A 23,132-nucleotide genomic window follows, 5' to 3' on the forward strand; every position below is an offset into this window, starting at 1 on the left:
GATCCAACCTTTTCCACGCTGAATCAGTTGTCACTTCAATTAACCCATCGTTGTGCAACACCACGATGTCAGTCCAACCGCGTCTGCGCTGGCGCGCCTCGCAGGAAGTAGCGCACCAGAGCCACAGCCACGCCCAGGAATACGCCAAAGATGAAGCCCAAAGCGAGGTTCAATTTGAGTTTCGGCGAAGTCTTCGACGTAGGCACGTCTGCGGTGTCGACGATGGTCACGTTGTTGGCGCCGACGTTGCTCGCCACGCCGATTTCCTTGTAGCGCTGCAGGAGCGCATCGTAGAGCTGGCGATTGGTATCGACGTCGCGCTTGAGCATGTTGTAGCGGATGCTGCGGCTCTGCAGATCCAGCTCGTCGCTTCGCAAACCGGCGATGCGCTGGGTGAGCAACTGCTCCTGATGCACCGACGCCTCATACGCCGCCTTCAGCGACTGGCGGATATTGATGACCTCGCCGTTGATCTGGCGGCGCGACTCTTCGATCTGCGCCTTCAGGCGCTGCATTTCCGGATAGTCCGGCTTGAAGGTCGACAGCTTCTGCTGGTACTCGGTGTTCAGGCGGATCTGCTCGCCACGCAGACTCTGGATCAGCGGGTTACTCAGCACCTGCGGCAGTGCCATCGCGTCGCCGCTGCTGACCTGGCGCCAGGCTGCCTCCGCCTTGATGCGGGTGTCCTGCGCCGATGCCAGCATTGCATTGAGGTCGCTCAGGTTCTGCGCCGGAAGCGACGGCTTGTCGTCGCCCACCGACACGATCTGCTCGTCGGTGGAATACGACACCAGACTCTTTTCCGAATCTTCCACCTTGTCGCGCAACTGCTCCAGACGCTCGGCCAGGAACTTGGTCGCAAACGAAGACGCCTTGATGCGGCGTTCCTGCGTGCTGACGATGAAGACCTTGGTGTAGGTGTTGGCGATCTTGGCAGCCAGCACCGGGTCCGGCGAGTCGTAATTGACGTAGACCAGGCGCGAGTTGAGGATCGGCTCGACCACCAGCCCGGCCAGCAGCGTGTCGGTCAGGCTGCGCTCGATGATGGCCTGGCGCGAGTCGACCGACTTGCCGGCTTCCGGGTTCTTGGCAGCGGCCTTCTCCAGTGCTTCCTCGACCTGCTGCTTGAAGGCAGGCTCCTGGTCGAGCCTGGCCTCGCGAATCACCGCACGCGCCAGCGAGCGGCTCTGCAGCAGCTGGTACTGGGTCTGGTAGAAGTCGCGATCCTGCGGCGACTCCACCGGCATCAGATTGTCGACGTTCACCACGTTGAGCGAGTCGCGCTCGATCTGCAGCGTGCTGGTGGCGCGGTACTTTTCCGGCATCAGCAGGGTGACGCCAAACGCCAGCGCCACCGCCGCGATGGTGATCAGGATGATCAGCCAGCGCTGCGATACCAATGCGCGCCAGTAGTCGAGCAGGCCGACGTCAGCCAGCTCAAGATGCCCATGACGATGAGACGGGGAAGAACGATTGTCTGAATTCATACTCATCGGTAAGCGCGCCACACCATCACGAGGGGGGTCAGTTCCAGCATGGTGCGCAGCCAGACGCGTGCGTCCGAGCGGTACACCACAACGATGTCGCCGCCGTAGATCTCCGGGTCCGGGTTGGTCCCCTTCTCGATCTCGGTCAGATCGAATCTGGCGATCATCTTTTGCCCGTTGACGGTGCGGAACACGATGACGTTGCCGCGGCTGGCCACCGTGCTGACACCCTTGGCCTGCGCGATGGCCTGCTGCAGGGTCAGGTTGGCGCCGATCACCGGATAGATGCCCGGCTCGTCAACCGCACCGGTCACCGTGACCCGGCGACCATTGGACTCCTGCACGAACACCGACACCTGCGGATGCTGCAGATACCCGGCGGCGTAGCGTTCCGCCACCAGCTTTTCCAGCTCGCCGACGCCCAGACCGGCCGCCTTGACGTCGCCGATCAACGGCAGCGAGATGTGGCCGTTCTGATCGATGCGGACCTGCCGCTCCAGATCGTCGACCTGGAACACCTTGAACAACAGCAGGTCGCCTGGGGCGAGTCGATACTCCGGTTGCACTGCCGACATTGCGAGCGGATCCGGAAGCGGCAGGGAATCTGCCATCTTCGGACCGGTGCTGCATGCGCCCAGTGCCATCGAGCAGATCAACGCCAGGCTGAGGCCTTGGCAGAATCGTCCGATCAGTTTTTTCATGCGTGTGGCTGGCTGCCTCGGTTGGGTGGGACAGGACCTCGCGCAGCATTCAACCGGCCAACACGCCAGCAAGAACGTACGACAGAGAAATTCATCCCAAGACGCTCGGGATCACGACAGGTGTGACGTGTTGCAGTGCACTATGGCATAGAACCAAGGCATCGCAAGACGCTGTTCGCCATTTTTTTGACGGCGTTGGCCTATTGATTCAAGTTCGTCGTTACGACGTTAACAAAACGTGATCCAGTTACTGATCCAGCGCTAATGTTTCGGAGCATTTTCGGATACTTAGCACCATAGCGTGATCCAGGTCCATACGAGCGGAACCGCAAACGAGCGGACTCGACCAGGCCTTCCATGCTGCCCTGCAGTATGCCGATGTGCATATCGCGACGCCCCCATGAAGCGCCGCCGAACGCATGTTGCGGCGCAACAAAAAAGCCCATGTCCGTGAAGACATGGGCTCGGTGTTTGGTCGGGGTAGCCGGATTCGAACCGACGACCACTAGTCCCCCAGACTAGTGCGCTACCAGGCTGCGCTATACCCCGAAGATGTTGCATCCGCCACGAGGGCGGCCTGCGATTATAGCGGCTTTGTGACGCGTTTTCCTAGCGGCGCAGCAATTGCAGAACCTCTTCCAGCTCCATGCGCACCTGCTTGATGATCTGGTTGCTGAGTGCCGACTCGCTCTTGGCGCCATCGCCTTCCAGACGCAGACGTGCGCCGCCGATGGTATAGCCCTGCTCGTACAGCAGGCCGCGGATCTGCCGCACCATCAATACGTCGTGGCGCTGGTAGTAGCGCCGGTTGCCGCGCCGCTTGACCGGTTCCAGGCTGGGAAATTCGGTTTCCCAATAGCGCAGCACATGCGGCTTGACGTCGCACAGCTCGCTGACTTCGCCGATGGTGAAGTAGCGCTTGGCCGGGATTGGCGGTAGTTCACGATTACTGCCCGGATCCAGCATAAGCCTCCACCCGCTCCTTGAGCTTCTGGCCCGGACGGAAGGTCACCACCGTGCGCGCCGAGATCGGAATTTCCTCGCCGGTCTTGGGATTGCGACCGGGCCGTTGATTCTTGCGCCGCAGATCGAAGTTGCCGAAACCGGACAGCTTCACCTGACGGCCCTGCTCCAGCGCATCGCGCAGCACATCGAAGAACGCGTCGACAAATTCCTTCGCCTCGCGCTTGTTCAGACCGACCTCGTCGAACAGACGTTCGGCCATCTCCGCTTTCGTCAATGCCATGCCAATCCCCTGGTTACCGCCTCAACTCCGGATCCGGGCGCGGTGCTCGCGCTCGATCACGGCCACCACATCGGCAACGACTGCGTCGACGTCCCGGTCGGTGAGAGTGCGCGAGTTATCCTGCAAAATCAAGCCCATAGCCAGACTCTTGAAACCTGGCTCGACCCCCTGCCCGACGTAGCGGTCGAACAGCTGCACCTCGCGCAACAACGGCCCGACGGTGGTGCGCACGCTGGCCGACAGGGCCGCCCAGCTGATCTCATCCGGCACCAGGAAGGCCAGGTCGCGACGGACCGAAGGGAACCGCGACAGGTCGCCGGCACGCGGCAACGTGCGTTGGACCAACGCGGTCAGTTGCAGTTCAAACGCGATCACGTCCACGTCGATGTCCAACGCCTTGGCCAGGCGCGGATGCACCTGCCCGATCCAGCCGATGCAAACGCCGTCGCGATGGATGTCGGCCGAGCGCCCCGGATGCCCGAAGGGCTGGGCGGATGGCTGGAAGTCCAGCACCGCGCCGCTGGCCGCGGCCAGCGCCATCAGGTCGCCCTTCAGGTCGTGGAAGTCCACCTTGCGCGCCGGCTCGCCCCACTGCAGCGCCAGGGCATCGCCACACACGGCCGCGGCGACATGCTGCGACTCCTGCGGGGCAGCGCCGGCATCGGAAGCGGCCGCGAACACCTTGCCCAGCTCGAACAGGCGCACGCGCCCGGCCTGGCGGGCGGCATTGCGGCCCAGCGTCGCCACCAGGCCCGGCAGCAGGCGCGGACGCATGATCGCCAGCTCGGCGCTGAGCGGATTGGCCAACGGCACCAGGCCGTCGGTCAGCTGCCAGCGCTCCAGCAAGGTGGCGTCGACGAAGGCGTAATTGATGGTTTCCTGCAGCTCGCGGGCCACCAGCTGGCGCCGCACGCTGAGCTCATCAAGCTGGGTTTCGCTCGGCATCGCAATCCGGCTTGCCCCGCCCGGCAACGTGGTCGGCACGCGGTCGTAGCCATGGATACGCGCCAGCTCTTCGATCAGATCCTCTTCGATGGCGATATCGAAGCGACGGCTCGGCGCCATCACCTGCCAGCCTTCGGCAACCGCCTCCAGCCGCATGCCGAGCGCGCCCAGGATGCGCACGACCTCGGCATCGTCGATCCGGATACCGAGCACGCGCACGATCCGCGCACGCCGCAGCAGGATCCGCGCCGGCTGCGGCAGATGCTGCGGCAGTTGCGCATGCACGACCGGGCCCGGCGTGCCACCGGCCAGCTCCAGCACCAGCCGCGTCGCCACCTCGATCGCCTGCGGCGGCAGCGCAGGATCCACGCCGCGCTCGAAGCGATGACCGGCATCGGTATGCAGGCCGAGCTTGCGGCCACGGCCCATGATCGCAGCCGGATCGAAATACGCCGACTCCAGGAACACATTGCGCGTGGTCTCGGTGACGCGCGTGTCCAGCCCGCCCATCAGGCCGGCCAGTGCCACCGGGCGGTCGGCGTCGGTGATGGCCAGGAAGCTGTCGTCCAGCGTCACCTGCCGGCCATCCAGCAACGCCAGCTGCTCGCCGCTGCGCGAACGGCGCACGCCGATCGGGCCCTGCAGCGTGTCCAGATCGAACGCATGCATCGGCTGGCCGAGTTCCAGCATCACGTACTGGGTGATGTCCACCAGCAGCGAGACCGGACGCACGCCGCTGCGGCGCAGCCGCTCGGCCAGCCACACCGGCGTTTTCGCGGCAGGGTCGATACCTTCGATCACGCGCCCGCAATAGCGCGGCGCCTCGCTGCCGGCCTGCAATTCCACCGCCAGCGTGCGCGTTGACACCGGCGCTACCGCACCGGCATCGAAGGCCACCACTTCGCTGGCGCATGCGGCCGCCACGTCGAAGGCGATGCCGCGCACGCTGAAACAGTCGGCGCGGTTGGGCGTCAACTTGATCTCGATACTGGCATCGGGCAGCCCCAGATACTCGGCCAGGGCCTGGCCCACCGGCGCATCGTCGGGCAGTTCGAACAGGCCGGACGCATCGCTGTCCAGACCCAGTTCCTTGGCCGAGCACAGCATGCCGTTGGACGCGACCCCGCGCAGCCTGGCCGCGGTGATGGTCAGTTCGCCGATCTTTGCACCGACCAGCGCCAACGGCGCCACCAGACCGGCACGCGCGTTGGGCGCGCCACACACGATCTGCAGCAGCTCGCCCTGCCCTGCATCGACGCTGCAGACCTGCAGACGATCGGCTTCCGGATGACGTACCGCCTCGACGATACGCGCCACCACCACCTGCCCCAGCGCCTGGCCCAGCGGCGTGACCTCTTCGACCTCCAGACCGATCGCCGTCAGCGTCGCGGCAAGCTCGTCACGGCTCGCCTGGGTGGGAACGTGACTGCGCAGCCAATTTTCAGAGAATTTCATGAGGAGCCGGGATTCAGGATTCGGGATTGGGGATTAGCAAAAACGCGTCGACGGAGTCCGGGGCGGACCGGGGCGCTGTTGCAAATCCCCAATCCCGAATCCCCAATCCCCGCCGTCAGGCGAACTGCCGGAGAAAACGCACATCGTTTTCGAAGAACGCGCGCAGGTCGTTGACGCCGTAGCGCAGCATCGCAAAGCGCTCCACGCCCAGGCCGAACGCGAAGCCGGTGTAGCGCTCCGGGTCGATGCCGACGCTGCGCAGCACGTTCGGGTGCACCATGCCGCAGCCGAGCACTTCCAGCCAGCGCGTGCTGCCGTCCGGCTGCTGCCAGGCGATATCCACTTCCGCGCCCGGTTCCACGAACGGGAAATAGCTGGGGCGGAAGCGCATTTCGAAGTCGCGCTCGAAGAACGCCCGCACGAACTCGGACAAGGTGCCCTTGAGATCGGCGAACGTGGAATGCTCGTCCACCAGCAGCCCTTCGACCTGGTGGAACATCGGCGAATGGGTCTGGTCCGAATCGGAGCGGTATACCTTGCCGGCCGCGATCATGCGCAGCGGCGGTTGGTGTGCATCCATGTAGCGCACCTGCACGCCGGAGGTGTGGGTACGCAACAGGCGCCCATCGCCGAAGTAGAACGTGTCGTGCATCGCGCGCGCCGGATGGTGCGGCGGAAAGTTCAGGGCTTCGAAGTTGTGCCAGTCGTCCTCGATCTCCGGACCATCGGACAGCTCATAACCCAGGCGCGCAAAGATCTCGACGATGCGCTCGAGCGTGCGCGTGACCGGGTGCAATCCGCCGCGTTCACTGCGACGACCGGGCAAGGTCACATCGATCCGCTCCCCGGCCAGACGCGCGTCCAGTGCGGCGTTTTCCAGCGTGTGCTTGCGCTCGGACAGCGCAGCGGTCAGCGCGTCGCGCGACAGGTTGATCGCTTCGCCGGCAGCCTTGCGCTGGTCGGCCGGCAGCGTGCCGAGCTGCTTGAGCTGGGCGGTGATGCTGCCGCTCTTGCCCAGCAAGGCGACGCGCAGGGCTTCCAGTTGGTCCGGCGTCTGCGCGGCGGCGACATCGGCCAGCGCACGCTCGGTCAGGGATTGAATCTCACTCATTGCACTCACGCCTCAACTGCGTCAACCGAACGGTGTTTCCGGATGCACCGGAACGCATTGCCACCCAAATTTCGTGCCACCAGGCATCCAGTCAACGATGCCGGTCACCTAGAACGCAAAAGGGGAAGGACTCGCGCCCTTCCCCCCTGCATATCTGCCTGCCCTCGTCAGAGGCCTGCACACGAATGCGCAAACCCCGACAAGAAACTACCCTTTCAAAAGTCCGCACATGGATGTGCGGGCTCTTGCAGAGGGACCTGCATTTACGCCGCCAGCGCGCCCTTGGCCTTCTCGGCCAGCGCGGCAAAGCCTGCGGCGTCGTGCACGGCGATATCGGCCAGCACCTTGCGGTCCAGGGTGATACCCGCCTTGAGCAGGCCGTTCATGAAACGACTGTAGCTCAAGCCGTTGATGCGGGCAGCCGCGTTGATGCGGGTGATCCACAGCGAACGGAAATTGCGCTTCTTCTGCTTGCGGCCGATGTAGGCGTACTGCTGCGCCTTGATGACTGCCTGCTTGGCAACGCGGAAGACCTTGCGGCGAGCGTTGTAGTAACCCTTCGCCAGGGTCAGAATTTTCTTGTGGCGGCGACGCGCCTGTACGCCACGCTTTACTCGTGCCATGGGTCAGTCCTCAGAGGTAGGGAAGCATACGATCGAGACGGCCAGCGTCCTCGGCACGGACGTGATTCGTCTGCCGCAGGTTGCGCTTCCGCTTGGTCGCTTTCTTCGTGAGGATATGGCTACGGTTGGCGTGGCCGCACTTGTACTTGCCGGAGGCGGTCTTGCGGAAACGCTTGGCCGCCGCCCGGTTGGTCTTGATCTTGGGCATTGCTATGTCCTTGATGGTGTTTTGTCACTGACCCGGGCGGCAGTCTTGCGACCACGCTTTCCATCCTTGCCCTTGCCTGCTTGTAAGTCCTTGATCGAACACGATCCGGACAGGTCCTGTACCGCGTGTGCGGCGCCCCGGCAAAACCGGGCCGCGCAGTCTACCCGTTGCCGGGAATTCTTGCAAATGGATGCCGTCTCCGGCCAGGCGGGCCCTACCGGGCCCGTCCCAGCGCGGGATCAGATCTTCTTCTTCGGCGCGATCATCATGACCATCTGGCGCCCTTCCAGGCGCGGACGCGACTCGATGACGATATCGTCGCCCAGGTCGGCCTCGATCCGCGACGCCATCTCGCGCCCCAGCTCCTGGTGGCTCATTTCACGGCCACGGAAGCGGATGTTGACCTTGACCTTGTCGCCCTCTTCCAGGAAGCGGCGCATGTTGCGCAGCTTGATCTGGTAGTCGCCCTCGTCCGTGACCGGACGGAACTTGAGTTCCTTGATCTCGACCTGCTTGGTCTTCTTCTTGGCCTCGTTGGCCTTTTTCTGCTGCTCGAACTTGAACTTGCCGAAATCCATGATCTTGCAGACCGGCGGATCGGCCTGCGGCTGGATTTCGACCAGATCCAGGCCTTCTTCCTCGGCCTTGGCGAGCGCTTCGTCGCGCGACAACACGCCGACCATCTCACCGTCACTGCCGATCACGCGGACGCGCGGCACACGGATTTCTTGGTTCTTGCGGTTCTGTTTGTTGTCAGGGGTACTGATATTGCAATCTCCCAGGGGAATCGAACCGGCGCATCCGGATCATCCAGACCGGCCGGGGTTGGCTCACGCTGCCTGCTCTGCCTGCAGACGCTCGATGAAGGCCGAAACCGTCATGGTTCCAAGATCCTCCCCCGATCGCGTCCGCACGGCAACCGCGCCATTTTCCTTCTCACGGTCGCCGACCACGAGCAAATAGGGCACGCGTTGCAGCGTATGCTCGCGAATCTTATAACCGATCTTCTCGTTACGCAAATCGGCGCTGACACGGAAGCCTTGATTTGCAAGGGTTTTCCGAACCGAGTCGACATAGTCTGCCTGGGCATCGGTGATATTTGCGACAACGACCTGGACCGGGGCCAGCCAGGAGGGGAAGGCGCCAGCGTGGTGTTCGATCAGAATGCCGATGAAACGCTCCATCGAACCGACGATCGCCCGGTGCAGCATGACCGGATGCTTCTTCTGGCTGTGCTCGTCCACGTACTCGGCGCCGAGGCGGCCCGGCATCATGAAATCGACCTGCATGGTGCCCAGCTGCCAGGTGCGGCCGATGGCGTCCTTGAGGTGGTACTCGATCTTGGGACCGTAGAAGGCGCCCTCGCCCGGCAGCTCCTGCCACTCCACCCCGCACACGCCCAGCGCGCTGCGCAGCGCGGCTTCGGCCTTGTCCCAGGTCACGTCGTCGCCCAGGCGCTTTTCCGGGCGCAGCGCGATCTTGATCTCGATGTCCTCGAAGCCGAACGCGGTGTAGACCGCCAGTGCCTGCTGATGGAAGGCAGTGACTTCGGCTTCGATCTGCGATTCCAGGCAGAACACATGCCCGTCGTCCTGGGTAAAGCCGCGGACGCGCAGGATGCCGTGCAGCGCGCCGGACGGCTCGTTGCGGTGACAGGCGCCGAACTCGCCGTAGCGGATCGGCAGGTCGCGGTAGCTGTGCAGGCCCTGGTTGAACACCTGCACGTGGCCGGGGCAGTTCATCGGCTTGACCGCGTAGGTACGCTTTTCCGACTCGGTGAAGAACATCGCGTCCTGGTAGTTGTCCCAGTGGCCGGATTTCTGCCACAGCGACACGTCCAGGATCTGCGGGCAACGCACCTCGCCGTAGCCGCTGTCGCGATAGACCTTGCGCATGTACTGCTCGACCACCTGCCACAGCGACCAGCCCTTGGGATGCCAGAACACCAGGCCGGGCGCCTCTTCCTGCAGATGGAACAGGTCCTGCTGCTTGCCGATGCGGCGATGGTCGCGCTTGTCGGCCTCTTCCATGCGCAGGATGTAGGCGTCCAGCTGCTTCTTGTCGGCCCAGGCGGTGCCGTAGATGCGCTGCAGCTGCTCGTTCTTGGCATCGCCACGCCAGTAGGCGCCGGAAATGCGGGTCAGCTTGAAGGCCTTGAGGAAGCGCGTGTTGGGCACGTGCGGGCCGCGGCACATGTCCACGTATTCCTGGTGGTAGTACAGGCCCATCGCGGTGATGTCGGCGGACATGTCCTCGATCAGGCGCAGCTTGTACTCCTCGCCGCGCTGGGTGAATACCTCGATCACCTCGGCGCGCGGAGTGACCTTCTTGATCACGTCATAGTCCTGCGCGATCAATTCCTGCATGCGCTGCTCGATCGCGGCCATGTCGTCCGGCGTGAACGGGCGCTCGCTGTAGATGTCGTAGTAGAAGCCTTCGGCGATGACCGGGCCAATCACCATCTTGACCTCCGGGTACAGCTGCTTGACCGCATGCCCGACCAGATGCGCGCAGGAGTGGCGGATGATCTCCACGCCTTCGGGGTCCTTGGCGGTGATGATGCGCAGGCTGGCATCGTGGTCGATGACGTCGCTGGCATCGACCAGCTGGCCGTCGACCTGGCCGGCGATGGTGGCCTTGGCCAGGCCGGCGCCGATCGACTGGGCGACCTGCATCACCGAGACGGGGGATTCGAATTCGCGGCGGCTGCCGTCGGGGAGCGTGATGTTGATCATGGGCAAGAATGAGGTCTGTGCTGGCTGCAGCGCGGCGGCTGCAAGGGAGATCTGCCCGTGGCGGGACAGGCTCGGATAAGGGTATGGCGAGAGGTGGGGCAGAACGAACGCCGTGCGGGCGCCTTGCGGACTGGCGCGGCCGGAATCAGCGGTGGGCGGTGGTAGTGCTCATGTCGCACGCTGGGCCGGCGCGGGGCGCGGGCCACCTTCTCGCAAGGGGTCTTGGAAGCGAATGGTAAACCAATCAGCCCGCTGTTGCGCATGCCGGCACGGGGCCGGCGGGCGCGTGGCATGATGCCGGCCACCTGTGCTGCCAGTGCCGACCATGACCATCAAGGGTAAAGCCACCTCGCTGGATATCGCCTACCTGGCCGGCGTCTCGCAGCCGACCGTGTCGCGCGCCCTGCGCGGCAGCCCGATGGTCAACGAAGAAACCCGCAAGCGCATCCTGCGCATCGCCAAGGAGTTGAACTACAAGGTCGACAAGAACGCCTCGTCGCTGCGGCTGCGCAATGCCGGCACGCTGGCGCTGCTGTTCTTCGAAGACCCCACCGCCGACGATTCGCTGATCAACCCGTTCTTCCATTCGATGCTGGGCTCGATCACCCGCGCCTGCGCGCTGCAGGGCTACGACCTGCTGGTGTCCTTCCAGCAGCTGTCCAAGGACTGGCAGGCCGATTACGAAGACAGCAACAAGGCCGACGGCATCATCCTGCTCGGCTACGGCGATTACCAGCAATCGCGCCAGCGGCTGCAGCTGCTGGTCGAGCAAGGCACGCATTTCGTGCGCTGGGGCGCGGCGCTGCCGGGGCAGCCGGGCATTTCGATCGGCAGCGACAATTACCAGGGCGGGCTGGATATCACCGACCATCTGCTGGCGCAGGGCTGTCGCCGCATCGCCTTTCTCGGCCACGCGTCCAACCACTATCCCGAATTCGAAGAGCGCTACCGCGGCTACGTGGCTGCGCTGAAGCAGCAGGGTCTGGTGGCCGATCGCGCGCTGCAGTTCGACGCGATCACCACCGAGTCGTCCGGCCATGCCGCGTGCCTGGAGCTGCTCGACAGCGGCAAGGCATTCGATGCGGTGTGTGCAGCCAGCGACCTGATTGCGATCGGCGCCATGCGCGCCTTGCGCGAGCGCGGCCTGCGGGTGCCGCAGGATGTGGCGGTGAGCGGCTTCGACGATATCGCCCTGGCGGCGTCGGTGGCGCCGGCGCTGTCGACGGTGCAGCAGGACACCAAGCAGGCCGGCACGCTGCTGGTGGAAAGCCTGGTGGCGCTGATCCGCGGCGAAGCGGCGCAAAGCCGCACGATCCCGGTGAAGCTGGCAGTACGCGACTCCTCGCGTAGCAGCGGCCTGCAACCGCCGTTGGGCTGGACGCCATCGCCGGCAACGGCGTCCGGCGATGTGGTGTGCGCACAGGCGGCCAGCGGGGTTGCCGGACGCTGAGACTGGAGACTGGAGAATGGGGAATGGGGAATGGGGAATCGTTAGAGCATGCATGGCTGCCTGCAGCATGGATCGCGCCCCGCCGAATCCTTTGTAGGAGCGCGCTTGCGCGCGATGAAGCACTACCGGTAACGCCCCATCGCGCGCCAGCGCGCTCCTACCGGTTGCGAGGGTCACGCGCAGCCTTGCTCGGTCCCGCCCCATCAAGCGCTTCGTAGGAGCGCACCCGGGCGCGACGGAGCATTACCGGCAAGCCCTGTCGCGCCCGGGTGTGCTCCTACCGGTTGCGGGCGTCGCGTGCGGCTTGCTCGGCCATCTGCGCATCGAGCTGCTTGCGCAAGGCCGGATCGGTCACCGGCGCATCCGAGAGCAGCACGCGCACGCCGTGCGCGGGCACCGCAGCCAGCAGCCGACGTTGCACCTGCACCTGCTCGCCGCTGATCGCATCGCGCCAGGTGCCGGGCTGCAGAAACCGCGTCACTGCGATGGTCGCCGCTGCATCGCCCTTGTTGAGCAGCACCAACGCCGTCTGGTTGGCGCCCGCATGCTGATAGACCCGCAAAAACGCCGCCTGATCCCCGCGTAGCAGCACATCCACCTGTACGCCGCGCTGCAATGCCGGCGTATCGCGGCGCAGCCGCGCGATCTGCTGCAGCGGGCCGAAGATCGGGCTGTGCGGTGCAGTACGGATGCGCTCGGCACCGAAGTAATTGCGGTTGCCTGCATGTTCGGCGCGCCCGCGCATGAAGCCGGTTTCCGAGCCGTAGTAGATCACCGGGATGCCGCGCGCGGTAAACAGCCAGTTGTGCGCGTCGATAAAACCGGTGTCGCTGGCATCCAGGCGCGCCATGTCGTGGTTGTCGTAGAAGCTCATCAGCTCGTACGGATTGGCATACGGCCCCTGGCGCAGAAACAACGGCGCGGCGAGCTTTTCGAACCCGGCCTGCTCATGGCCGAAGACAGCGGAAAGTTGCTGCTTCAACGGGAAATCCAGCACGCTGACGCCGGCATTGCGCGCCCAGGTATGCCCGGCAATCGTGTTGGCGTCGTAATCGAAGGCCTCGCCGAACATGAAGAACCCGGGACGTTTTTCGCGGATGCGTGCCACGAACGCATGCCAGAAGCGGTCAGGCATCCAGCCGATGGTGTCGATACGGAACACGTCGGCGCCCTGCTCCATCCACTGCAGATACGCGCCGGCCAGGTAATCGAGTACTGCAGGATTGTTTTCGTTGAGATCGGACAGCTCGGCCAGGCCGCCGCCGGTGTTGTAGAACGCATGCAGCGGAGTGTGCTGCGGATCCAGCTGCGCAGGCGGCAGATTCTGGTGGTCGGCGACCAGGCGACCAGCGGCGTCGTACAGCAGGCCGAAGCCAGGCTGCGCCACCGGCATGGTATAGGCCGGCGATCCATGATTGCCCACGATATCCAGTACCACTTTCAACTGGTGGGCATGCATGGCGCGGGTGAAGCCGGCAAAGTCCAGGCCCGGGCTGGGCAGATGCTCATCGAGCTTGTAGAAGTTCACGCCCCAGTAGCCGTGATAGCCGGTCTTGCCGTGGTCGCTGAGCGTACTGCCGCAGCTGATCGGCTTGCCGCCGGTGAAGGCCTGATCCGGATTGTCGACAATCGGCGTGATCCAGACCGCGCCGAATCCCATGTCGCGGATGTAGTCGGCATGGTCGACGATGCCCTTGAAATCGCCCCCCAGATAACCGATGTTGTCGCCGACGCCATCGGCACACGGCGTCGGCACATCGAAGCTGCGATGCGCACCGCCCTGCTCACGTTGATCGTTGCCGGGGTCGCCATTGACGAAACGGTCGGTGACCACGAAATACACCGCGTCGGCGGCAAACGGCTCCAGCGTGCCGTAGTAATCGCCAGGTGCAGCCGCTGCATTCGCCGCGCCTGCACACATCATCACTCCAGCCATCATCACACGCATCACTGCCCTCCCGAGGCCACTGGAACCCGCACCACGCACACGCCGGCAATGAGCAAGCTGGCGCCGCCGATGGCCAGCGCATAGATCGGCTGACCGTCGAGCCAGACGCGCAACACGAAGCCCAGCGCGCTGGCCGCGACCAGCTGCGGAATCACGATGAAGAAATTGAAGATGCCCATGTACACGCCCATCTTGGCCGCGAGCACGCTGTCGGACAGCAGGGCGTAGGGCAGCGACAGGATCGAGGCCCAGGCAAAGCCCACGCCCAGCATCGACAGCAACAGCCACTGCGGGTCACGGATCACCAGCATCGACAGCAGCCCGGCAGCGCCGAGCCACAGATTGCACAGATGACTCCAGCGCAGGCCGATCGCACGCACCAGCAGTGGAATGACCAAGGCCGCCAACGCCGCAAACCCGTTGTAGGCCCCAAACAGCACGCCCACCCAGTTCGCGCCGTCGTTATAGGCGGCCGATGCGGTGTCGTTCGCACCGAAGTGCACCTGGGTCACCGCTGCGGTGGTGTAGATCCACATCGCAAACAGCGCAAACCAGGAGAAGAACTGCACCCAGGCCAGGCGCCGCATCGTCAGCGGCATGCTGCGCACGTCCTGCACGATCGTCACCAACATGCTGGTGGATGGCAGCACGCGCGCCAATGCAAGCAACGCACCGTAGGCGACGCACAAGCCGGCCAGCACGTAGAGCATGCGGTCGCCGTGCTGCCAGGCGATCGCAGCGGCAAGCAGCACACCAATGCCGCACCAGAGCACACCTGCACGCGGCGACGGCAAGCTGCCGGCGATTGCCGCAGTGGCGACAGGCGGATGTGCATCGTCGAAGCTTGCCAGCTGCTGCGGGCTGTATTCGCGCGTACGCAACACCGTCCAGCTGATCGACAGAAACAGCACCGCCGCACCAAGGTAAAAAGCGTAGCGCACGCTGTCGGGCACCTGTCCCGGCGGCGCGGTATTGGCCACGCCCCAGTGGGTGAGCAACCATGGCAGGAAGCTCGCCACGATGGCACCGACGCCGATGAAGAAGCTCTGCATCGCATAGCCGACGGGCCGCTGCGCAGGCGGCAGCTGGTCGCCGACCAGGGCGCGGAATGGCTCCATCGAGATGTTGATCGAGGCATCCAGCACCCACAACGTGCCGGCGGCAATCCACAGCATCGGCGCGTTGGGCATCACCAGCAAGGCCAGTGTGGTGAACACCGCGCCGACCATGAAATACGGGCGCCGGCGGCCCCAGCGGGTCCAGGTGCGATCCGACAGGTAGCCGATGATGGGCTGCACGATCAAGCCGGTCAGCGGTGCGGCGATCCACAAGCCGGGCACGTCGTCGACCTGGGCACCCAGGGTCTGGAAGATGCGGCTGGCGTTGGCGTTCTGCAGCGCGAAGCCGAACTGGATGCCGAGAAAGCCGAAGCACATGTTCCAGATCTGCCAGAAACTCAGGCGCGGCCTGGCGGTCATTGCGCAGCCTCCGTGCCCGCCGCAGGTCCGACCAGCAGCGCGCTCACCTGCGCGGTGTTGACCACGCCATCGCGACCGCCGCGGCCGCCGTTGTACTGCGCAAAATGCGCCAGCGCACTCATGTTGAAGCCATCTTCCAGCCGGAACCGGCATGGCTGCCCGGCCACCGCAGTAAAGCTGACCTGCGTGGACAATTGCTCGCCCACGCTATGCGGCATCACCACGACCTGCGCTTGCAGTGCCTGCCCGGGGCATTCCAGCACCAGCCGCTTGACCGCCGCAGTGACGCCGGTATTGATCGGGCCGTTGGCGTTGCGATAACGCAGCGTTACGCGATGCCGGCCCGCGCGCGTGGGAGTCCAGGCCCAGACCCGGCTACCCGCGACTTCCTGCAACGGGCCGAGCGTCACCGATGGACTGTGCAGCGACTCCAGGCCATCGGCACGACGGGTCAGGCTGAGCACATGCACCAGGCCATCGTCGTGCAGATCCCAGTGCCGCGTGGCGTCCAGTGCCTGCCCATCCATGTACAACGTCGTCCCTTCCGGAACCGCGATGCGGTAGCCGTCGCCCTGCCGTTGCACGACAGGCGCATCGGGCGTGCCGGGTGCGAACACCTGGTCTGGCTGCGGTGGAACCGTGGTGTCGGCGTTGCGGCCGACCAGATGCACCAGCGTGGTCTGGCCTTGTTGCTCGACCTGCCCCGCCACCAGCAACTCGCCTGCATCCGCCGTCGGCCGCTGCAGCACATACCGGCGGGCACCCTGTTCAAGCACGATCTGCTGGCGCTCGCCGAACAACGACGGCAGCAACGGACGCGGCAGTTTCGGAGCGACGCTGCCATCGGCGCCCACGCCGAACACGCCTTCCAGCACGGCGGAGAGATAACCGGCAACCGACCACAACTGCCGCGGCGAATTCACCACCGGGCCGCTGCGGGCGCCCTCCTCCACGTGCACGGCCAGGCTCTGCATCTCGTAGTTTTCCATGTTGGAGCCGGCCAACGCGCTGCCGCGCATCAACGACTGCAGCTCCAGCGCAATGCGCGGCGCATCGTCCAGCTGGCGTGCGGCGCGCAGCGCATACGCGCTGACGAAGGGCCAGACGGCACGGTTGTGGTAGATCGGCTGCTCGGCTTCCTGCGGCCACACCACCGGGCTGCCGCCGGCAACCAGCGGATACCTGCGCAGTGCGATACGCGCGCGGTCTTTCGGAAAGACATCGGCCAGCACGCCGAGCGACACGCCGAGCAGATCGACCTTGGCGTAGCGCACCGGGTGTGCGGCATTGCCCAGGTAGCTCACGTACTGCTTGCTGCGCGCATCCCAGAAGCGCGCAGCGATGGCCTGGCGCAAGGTATCCGCCCACTGGGCGTACTGGTCTGCGCGCGCATCGCCATGCTGGCGCGCCAGTTGCTCGGCCAGACGCAGGGCCTGGTAGTGCAATACGTTGGTGGACAGGGCGAAGGACTCGGCAATGAAGCGCACATCCTGGCGCGTCCACTCTGGGTAAGTCTGCTCGCGCCAATCCAGAAACGAGGTTTCGCCGCGGTAGAGGCCGATCTGCGCATCGAAGACCGCGTCACGATCCTGCGCGAGGGTGGCCTGCAACGCCTCCCAGACGTCTTCAGCGAACGCCTTGTCATCCAGCAGGCTGCGCGCGGCAAGAAACCACACCACGCGGTCGCTGCTGATCGGCCAGCTGCCACCGGAGCCGGTGTCCTGCGCAACAAACCCCCCCGCCGTCTGCCCATCGCGCGCCGCCGACAGCTTGAAGCGCAGCGCAGTGCGCGTGCGCTCCGGCTCCAACCGCGCCAACGCCAGATCGGCGGCGAAGCTGACATCGCGCGTCCACACATAAGGCCAGCGCTCACCGGTTTCGAAACAGGCGCAAGGCACCGGCTTGCCGTCGTTGAAAGCCGGATCGCGGATCGCCTCGACACGGTCGTCGGCCATTTCCTGCTGCGCCATGGCGAACAGGGCGTCGAATAACGGACTGGCGGTATGGGTGCGCATCGGCTGCGGCCCGATGCGGCGCTCGCCCTGCGGCCAGCGCAACACGAAACCGCCGTCTTCTAGCGCCTGCGCTTGCGCACGGCGGCCCTGGAATTCCAGCTCATCGGCCAACACCGGCGAGCTTGCCGCAACGCCGAGCGTTGCAGCCATGCAGATCATCTTCAGCATCGAAGCGGCCAGACGGCTTGCACCGTCGGCCTCCCTCCCTCGTTGCACGCGTTGTAGTGCGCGGCACTGGCGTGCCACGGGCGCGGACCCTCCCAGGTGCCGTGACGCCATGGTAGACGCGCGCTCAGCGGTTCCGCATCAATGCATACGTATTCATGGCAATGGCTGCAGTGCAGCATGGTCCATCCACGCCACAGCGCTGCATAGTCGCCGCTGACGCAACGGCCGCCTTGGGAGGGGATATGCCGCTGGTTCCACATCGCGTGCGTTCGATAGCGCGCGCCGCATGCAGTGCGCGACTGCTTGTCCTGTTGCTTGGCAGTCTTGCGGGCATCGCGCAGGCCGAGCGCATCGCCATCAGTGCCGATTCGCCCGGCAACATCCTGCAGGTCACGCTGGAAGTGAACGGCGGCACGCCCTACTACCGCGTGCAACGCCTGGGCCAGCCAGTGCTGGAACGCTCGCGCCTGGGTTTCCAGTTGCGCGACGGGCGGCTGGACCGCGGCCTGGTCGTCCTCTCGCAAGCACGCCAAGCCCATGACGATACCTGGGAACAACCCTGGGGCGAGACGCGCCTGGTGCGCAACCACTACAACGAACTAAGCGTCAGCCTGGGCGAACGCAGCGGCGCGCAACGCCGCTTCGATGTGATCTTGCGCGTGTACGACGATGGCATCGGCCTGCGCTATCACTTTCCCGAGCAGGCGGGATTGCGCGAAGCCATCATCGACGAAGAAGTCACCGAATTCGCCATCGCGCAACCGTCCGAGGCATGGTGGATTCCGGCAGGCGAGCCGATCCACTACGAATACCTGTATCAGCGCACGCCGTTGAACCAGGTCGCGCTGGCACATACGCCGCTCACCTTGCGCACCGAGAGCGGACTGCATGTCGCGCTGCATGAGGCGGCGCTAGTCGACTACGCCGGCATGTGGCTGCGCCGTACCGAAGGCCAGCGCCTGCGCGCGCAGCTGTCGCCCGCCGCCGAAGGCTGGAAGGTGCGGCGCAAGCTGCCGTTCGATACGCCGTGGCGCACGCTGCAGATCGCCGACCAGGCCACCGGGCTGGTGGAATCCAACCTGATCCTCAACCTCAACGCGCCCAACGCCTTGGGCGACGTGAGCTGGGTCAAGCCGTCCAAGTATGTCGGGGTGTGGTGGTCCATGCATCTCAACCAGCAGACCTGGGCAACCGGGCCGACCCACGGCGCCACCACCGCCAACACCAGGCGCTACATCGATTTTGCCGCGGCGCACGGCTTTCGTGGCGTGCTGGTGGAAGGCTGGAATCCGGGCTGGAACGGCGAATGGTTCGGCAACGGCGGCAGTTTCGATTTCACCCGGCCGACGCCGGATTTCGACCTGCCCGCACTGAGCCACTACGCCGCCGGCAAGGGCGTGCATCTGATCGGCCATCATGAAACGGGGTGCGCAGTGGATCATTACGAAGACCAGATCGCCGAAGCGATGGACCTGTACGCCCGCTTCGGCGTGGACTCGGTCAAGACCGGTTATGTCTGCGACGACGGCCAGGTGGAGCGTCGCAATCCCGCAGGCGGCACGCCGTTGCGCGAATGGCATGACGGCCAATGGATGGCGCGCCATCATCTGCGCGTGGTGCGCGAGGCCGCCGAGCGGCATCTCGCCGTCAACGCGCACGAGCCGATCAAGGACACCGGCCTGCGCCGCACCTATCCCAACTGGATCTCGCGCGAAGGCGCGCGCGGCATGGAGTACAACGCCTGGGGCCAGCCACCGAATCCGCCCGAGCACGAGGTCAACCTGGTGTTCACCCGCCTGCTGGCCGGGCCGATGGATTACACGCCGGGCATCGTCAGCCTGAAAGGCCGCGACGGCCAGGCGATTCCCAGCACGCTCGCACGCCAGCTGGCGCTGTACGTGACGCTTTACAGCCCGATCCAGATGGCCGCCGATCTGCCCGAGCATTACCTGCAGCACCGTGACGCCTTCCGCTTCATCGAGGACGTGGCGGTGGATTGGGACCAGACCCGTGCCTTGAATGGCGAAGTCGGCGACTACGTCACCATCGCGCGCAAGGACCGGCATAGCCGCGACTGGTTCCTGGGCAGCATCACCGACGAGCATGGCCGGCTGCTGCAGGTGCCGCTCGGGTTTCTCGAGCCCGGCGTGCGTTACACCGCGCAGATCTACCGCGACGGTGACGATGCGGACTATGTCGGCAACCCGTTCGCCTTTGTGCGCGAACAACGCCAGGTCAGCAGCGTTGACACGCTGGAACTGCGTCTTGCGCCAGGCGGTGGGCAGGCGATTCGCTTCGTGCCGATGGATGGGAAGCGCTGACTTGCTGGCGACGGCGCGCCCAGGCCGCTTGCAACGGGCTCGATTGCATCACGCAGCGGCACTGCAGCCGCTGCGGATCGCGCAATGACGTTGCCTCACGCCGGGCGCATGTCGTACCGCGCTGCAGCGGAGCTTGCGTGGAATCGATTCCAGCGCAATCGGCCGGATTGAATACGTATGCAGTGCCCGTTTGCATGCAGGTGCGGTGTCTACCATACGTCGCAGTCGTGATGCCGGTAGTGGCGTGCGATGCAATGCATCCAGGCGTCTGCCGGATCGAAAATCGAAGAACAACATGTACCTGGGAGGGGAAAATGTTGAAGCACAAGCGCTCCGCGCTGAGTATCGCCCTGGCCGTTGCCATGGCACCGACGTTGGCGGCCGCGCAATCGGCGGCGCCGGCGCAAGCAGCCGACACCGAACAGACTGCTTCCGAAAACACCGCCGGCACGGTGACCGAGCTGGACAAGGTCCAGGTCACCGGCCTGCGCCGCGCGATCGAGGGCGCCATCTCGGTCAAGCGGGATTCCACCTCGATCGTGGAAGCCATCTCCGCCGAAGACATCGGCCGCCTGCCGGACGTGAGCATTGCCGAATCGCTGGCGCGCCTGCCCGGCCTGGCCGCGCAACGTGTCGCCGGTCGCGCGCAGGTGATCAGCGTGCGAGGCCTGTCGCCGGACTTTTCCACCACCCTGCTCAACGGCCGCGAAGTGGTGAGCACCGGCGACAACCGCAGCGTGGAATTCGACCAATACCCGTCCGAACTGGTCAGCGGCGTCACCGTCTACAAGACGCCCGATGCCGGCCTGGTCGGCCAGGGTTTGTCCGGCACCGTCGACATGCAGACCGCACGCCCGCTCAGCTACCAAGAACGTGTGATCGCCATCGGTGGCCGCTACCAGCGCAACTCACTGGGCAAGGCTGCCAACGTCGATCCATACGGCAACCGCTTCAATGTCAGCTACATCGACCAGTTCGCCGACCGCACCATCGGCCTGACCATCGGCTACGCCCACACCGACATGCCGCTGCAGGAAAACCAGGTGGGTCTGTACGAACCCTGGCAACCGGTCAATGCACGGCGCCCGCGCCCAGGCGTGGCCGATGGCGTGTACTTTTCCGATGGCATCAAGGCATTGCGCCGCACCGGCAACCAGAAGCGCGACGGCGTCATGGCCACGTTGCAGTACCGCCCGTCCAACGCCTGGACCAGCACGCTCGACGCCTTCCACACCGAAGCCGAGCAGATCGACACCGCCAACCAGTTCGAGCTCAACCTGAGCAACTACAACGGTGGCTATACGCCGGGGCTGAACATCACCGGTGTGCGGGTCAACGACAACGGCAGCTTCGTCGGCGGCACCGCCAGCGGCGTCTACCCACTGGTGCGGGGCATGTACAACAAGCGCGAAGACACCATCGACGCATTCGGCTGGAACAACGAAATCGCCGCCGGCGCGGTCAGGATCGTCGCCGACCTGAACTACTCCAAGGCCACCCGCGACGAATTGAACCTGGAGAACAATCTCCAGCGCGCTCCCATGCCACAGCTGGACACCGTGGGCGTGTCGGTCGTCGGCAACGGCTTCTCGCAGCTGGCGCCAGGCATGAACTATTCCAATCCGGGTGAGCTGTTCCTGACCAACACCATCTATGGCTCCGGCTACGGCAAGGTGCCCAGCGTGGAAGACGTGCTGAAAGGTGCGCGCCTGCAGGCCAGCTTTCCGATGCCCGAAGCGCTGAGCTGGTTCTCGGATCTGGATGTGGGCGTCAACTACGCCAATCGCGAAAAGCAGAAGACCCAGCCGGAAGGCAACATCACCCTGGGCGCGCAGGGTGAATCCACCATCGCGCCGGACCTGCAATACGCGCCGGTCAACCTGGGCTTTGCCGGCATCGGCGCCCTGCCCGCGTGGAACGTGCCGGCAGTGGTGTCGCGCTACATGCTGTTCAACCCTAGCGACGACGCCTCGTTCCTGGTGTCCAAGGCCTGGACGGTCGAAGAGAAGATCACCACCGCCTGGGTGCGTGCCAATCTCGATACCGCATGGGGCGATGTGGGCGTGCGCGGCAATTTCGGCGTGCAGCTGCAGAGCGCCGATCAATCCTCGCGCGCGAACTACTGGGATGCCTCGCAACCGGTGGGCAGTGAAGTGCGCCCGATCGACGACGGCAAGACTTATCGCGACTGGTTGCCCAGCCTGAATCTTGCGTTTCAGTTCCCGTACGAGCAGACCTTGCGTTTTGCGATGGCAAAGCAGGTTGCACGCCCGCGCGTGGATCAGCTGCGCGCCTCGCTGGAATTCGGTGTCGACACCTCCACCGGCCGCCCCGGTGCCAGCGGCGGCAACCCGATGCTCGATCCCTGGCGCGCGAACGCCATCGATCTTTCCTACGAAAAATATTTTGCCGAGCGCGCCTACGTGGCCGCGGCGTTCTTCTACAAGGACCTGAAGAGCTACATCTACACCCAGAGCCGCGACAACTACGATTTTTCCGCATTGGTCGCCGGCTACGTACCGCCGCCGGGCTCGGCGCCGGTGCTGACCACCGGTACCTTCAGCGCCCCGTTCAACGGCAAGGGCGGCACGCTGCGCGGCGTCGAACTCACTGCATCGCTGCCGCTGGATCTGCTGTTTGCGCCACTGGAAGGCTTCGGCATCCAGGCCAGCGCCACCTTCAACGACAGCGACGTCAAGATCCGTGACCCGGAAAGCGCCTCCAGTGTCGGCGATGGCGAGATCAGCCTGCCCGGCCTGTCCGAACGCGTCTACAACCTCACCGCCTATTACGAGCACAAGGGCTTCGAGGCACGCGTCAGCCAGCGTCGCCGCTCGGACTTCATCGGCGAGATCGGCAACTTCAACGGCAACCGCACGCTGCGCTACGTAGTCGGCGAAAACATCACCGACGCGCAGATCAGCTACAACTTCAGCGAAGGCAGCAGCCTGTCCGGCCTGACCCTGCTGCTGCAGGCCAGCAACCTCAGCAACTCGCCCTACCGCACCTACGCCGAAACCAGGGACCGTCCACTGGAATACATCGAATGGGGCCGCACCTTCGTGCTGGGCGTCAATTACAAGTTTTGACGGGATGTGAGCTGCAAGCGATGCGCTGATTGGCTACATCCTTAGTTGTGGCTACATCGTTACCTTTGGCTACATCGTTACCTGTAGCCGCAGCGTCACCTGTGGCTGCATCGCTACCTGTAGCTACAGCGTCACCTGTAGCTACAGCGTCA

At 64.8% G+C, this 23,132-nt stretch carries 16 protein-coding genes and 1 tRNA gene; 3 read left to right on the forward strand and 14 right to left on the reverse strand.

All coding sequences use genetic code 11. The features are described 5' to 3' along the window. Positions 1–68: 68 nt before the first annotated feature. From C0541_RS06940 to thrS, 11 genes are all read right to left on the reverse strand, one after another. Positions 69–1,508, reverse strand: a complete 1,440-nt coding sequence (locus tag C0541_RS06940; RefSeq protein ID WP_193725878.1) for a GumC family protein — start codon at positions 1,506–1,508, stop codon at positions 69–71. Then, positions 1,490–2,188, reverse strand: a complete 699-nt coding sequence (locus tag C0541_RS06945) for a polysaccharide biosynthesis/export family protein (RefSeq protein ID WP_161959924.1) — start codon at positions 2,186–2,188, stop codon at positions 1,490–1,492. The genes C0541_RS06940 and C0541_RS06945 overlap by 19 nt, the downstream gene beginning before the upstream one ends. A 472-nt stretch (positions 2,189–2,660) precedes the next feature. Beyond that, positions 2,661–2,737, reverse strand: a tRNA-Pro gene (locus tag C0541_RS06950). A gap of 60 nt (positions 2,738–2,797) precedes the next feature. Continuing rightward, positions 2,798–3,154: a MerR family transcriptional regulator gene (locus C0541_RS06955; RefSeq protein ID WP_005995911.1), complete on the reverse strand. Its 357-nt coding sequence runs from the start codon at positions 3,152–3,154 to the stop codon at positions 2,798–2,800. Then, a complete protein-coding gene (locus C0541_RS06960) occupies positions 3,135–3,434 on the reverse strand; it encodes an integration host factor subunit alpha (RefSeq protein ID WP_002811076.1) in 300 nt (99 codons plus the stop codon). Before C0541_RS06960 ends, C0541_RS06955 begins: the two co-directional genes overlap by 20 nt. A gap of 21 nt (positions 3,435–3,455) precedes the next feature. Continuing rightward, positions 3,456–5,834: a phenylalanine--tRNA ligase subunit beta gene (pheT, locus tag C0541_RS06965; protein ID WP_115046941.1), complete on the reverse strand. Its 2,379-nt coding sequence runs from the start codon at positions 5,832–5,834 to the stop codon at positions 3,456–3,458. 115 nt (positions 5,835–5,949) lie between these two features. After that, on the reverse strand, positions 5,950–6,945 hold the full coding sequence (gene pheS, locus C0541_RS06970) for a phenylalanine--tRNA ligase subunit alpha (RefSeq protein ID WP_115046944.1): 996 nt from the start codon (positions 6,943–6,945) through the stop codon (positions 5,950–5,952). 263 nt (positions 6,946–7,208) lie between these two features. Beyond that, positions 7,209–7,568: a 50S ribosomal protein L20 gene (rplT, locus tag C0541_RS06975; protein WP_003484828.1), complete on the reverse strand. Its 360-nt coding sequence runs from the start codon at positions 7,566–7,568 to the stop codon at positions 7,209–7,211. 10 nt (positions 7,569–7,578) lie between these two features. Then, on the reverse strand, positions 7,579–7,776 hold the full coding sequence (gene rpmI, locus C0541_RS06980; RefSeq protein ID WP_002811096.1) for a 50S ribosomal protein L35: 198 nt from the start codon (positions 7,774–7,776) through the stop codon (positions 7,579–7,581). A 239-nt stretch (positions 7,777–8,015) separates the two neighbouring features. Beyond that, positions 8,016–8,558, reverse strand: coding sequence for a translation initiation factor IF-3 (gene infC / locus C0541_RS06985; RefSeq protein ID WP_080591364.1), 543 nt, complete (start codon positions 8,556–8,558; stop codon positions 8,016–8,018). Positions 8,559–8,606: 48 nt separating this feature from the next. After that, positions 8,607–10,511 carry a threonine--tRNA ligase gene (gene thrS, locus C0541_RS06990; protein WP_115046946.1) on the reverse strand — a complete coding sequence of 635 codons (1,905 nt, stop codon included), beginning with the start codon at positions 10,509–10,511 and terminating at the stop codon, positions 8,607–8,609. 325 nt (positions 10,512–10,836) lie between these two features. On the opposite strand from thrS, the gene C0541_RS06995 reads away from it, so the two are divergent. Continuing rightward, positions 10,837–11,961 (forward strand): LacI family DNA-binding transcriptional regulator, encoded by a 1,125-nt coding sequence (locus C0541_RS06995; RefSeq protein ID WP_161959925.1) that lies wholly within the window; start codon positions 10,837–10,839, stop codon positions 11,959–11,961. A 277-nt stretch (positions 11,962–12,238) separates the two neighbouring features. Here the strand turns inward: C0541_RS06995 and C0541_RS07000 are convergent, their stop codons facing one another. From C0541_RS07000 to C0541_RS07010, 3 genes are read right to left on the reverse strand one after another with little or no spacing between them, the layout of a single operon-like run. Next, a complete protein-coding gene (locus C0541_RS07000) occupies positions 12,239–13,882 on the reverse strand; it encodes an alpha-amylase family glycosyl hydrolase (RefSeq protein WP_238601275.1) in 1,644 nt (547 codons plus the stop codon). 26 nt (positions 13,883–13,908) lie between these two features. Next, entirely contained in the window at positions 13,909–15,387 is a 1,479-nt protein-coding gene (locus tag C0541_RS07005; protein WP_115046948.1) for an MFS transporter, read from the reverse strand. Beyond that, positions 15,384–17,570 (reverse strand): Six-hairpin glycosidase-like protein, encoded by a 2,187-nt coding sequence (locus C0541_RS07010; RefSeq protein ID WP_115046950.1) that lies wholly within the window; start codon positions 17,568–17,570, stop codon positions 15,384–15,386. Before C0541_RS07010 ends, C0541_RS07005 begins: the two co-directional genes overlap by 4 nt. A gap of 242 nt (positions 17,571–17,812) precedes the next feature. Between C0541_RS07010 and C0541_RS07015 the strand changes: the two genes are divergently transcribed. Next, positions 17,813–19,891, forward strand: coding sequence for a glycoside hydrolase family 97 protein (locus C0541_RS07015; protein WP_115046952.1), 2,079 nt, complete (start codon positions 17,813–17,815; stop codon positions 19,889–19,891). Positions 19,892–20,205: 314 nt separating this feature from the next. Beyond that, positions 20,206–22,980, forward strand: coding sequence for a TonB-dependent receptor (locus tag C0541_RS07020; protein WP_115046954.1), 2,775 nt, complete (start codon positions 20,206–20,208; stop codon positions 22,978–22,980). The last annotated feature ends 152 nt before the right edge of the window (positions 22,981–23,132 follow it).

It is taken from the genome of Xanthomonas arboricola (assembly GCF_003353015.1).
Taxonomy (GTDB): Bacteria; Pseudomonadota; Gammaproteobacteria; order Xanthomonadales; family Xanthomonadaceae; genus Xanthomonas; species Xanthomonas arboricola_E.

Bases quoted from the DNA above. Each gene is read 5' to 3' on its own strand.
- pheT (WP_115046941.1), bottom strand. From the start codon at position 5,834: ATGAAATTCTCTGAAAATTGGCTGCGCAGTCACGTTCCCACCCAGGCG.
- rplT (WP_003484828.1), bottom strand. From the start codon at position 7,568: ATGGCACGAGTAAAGCGTGGCGTACAGGCGCGTCGCCGCCACAAGAAA.
- C0541_RS06955 (WP_005995911.1), bottom strand. From the start codon at position 3,154: ATGCTGGATCCGGGCAGTAATCGTGAACTACCGCCAATCCCGGCCAAG.
- C0541_RS06995 (WP_161959925.1), top strand. From the start codon at position 10,837: ATGACCATCAAGGGTAAAGCCACCTCGCTGGATATCGCCTACCTGGCC.
- C0541_RS07005 (WP_115046948.1), bottom strand. From the start codon at position 15,387: ATGACCGCCAGGCCGCGCCTGAGTTTCTGGCAGATCTGGAACATGTGC.
- rpmI (WP_002811096.1), bottom strand. From the start codon at position 7,776: ATGCCCAAGATCAAGACCAACCGGGCGGCGGCCAAGCGTTTCCGCAAG.
- C0541_RS07015 (WP_115046952.1), top strand. From the start codon at position 17,813: ATGCCGCTGGTTCCACATCGCGTGCGTTCGATAGCGCGCGCCGCATGC.
- C0541_RS07000 (WP_238601275.1), bottom strand. From the start codon at position 13,882: ATGTGTGCAGGCGCGGCGAATGCAGCGGCTGCACCTGGCGATTACTAC.
- C0541_RS07010 (WP_115046950.1), bottom strand. From the start codon at position 17,570: ATGCTGAAGATGATCTGCATGGCTGCAACGCTCGGCGTTGCGGCAAGC.
- pheS (WP_115046944.1), bottom strand. From the start codon at position 6,945: ATGAGTGAGATTCAATCCCTGACCGAGCGTGCGCTGGCCGATGTCGCC.
- C0541_RS06960 (WP_002811076.1), bottom strand. From the start codon at position 3,434: ATGGCATTGACGAAAGCGGAGATGGCCGAACGTCTGTTCGACGAGGTC.
- C0541_RS06945 (WP_161959924.1), bottom strand. From the start codon at position 2,188: ATGAAAAAACTGATCGGACGATTCTGCCAAGGCCTCAGCCTGGCGTTG.
- C0541_RS07020 (WP_115046954.1), top strand. From the start codon at position 20,206: ATGTTGAAGCACAAGCGCTCCGCGCTGAGTATCGCCCTGGCCGTTGCC.
- thrS (WP_115046946.1), bottom strand. From the start codon at position 10,511: ATGATCAACATCACGCTCCCCGACGGCAGCCGCCGCGAATTCGAATCC.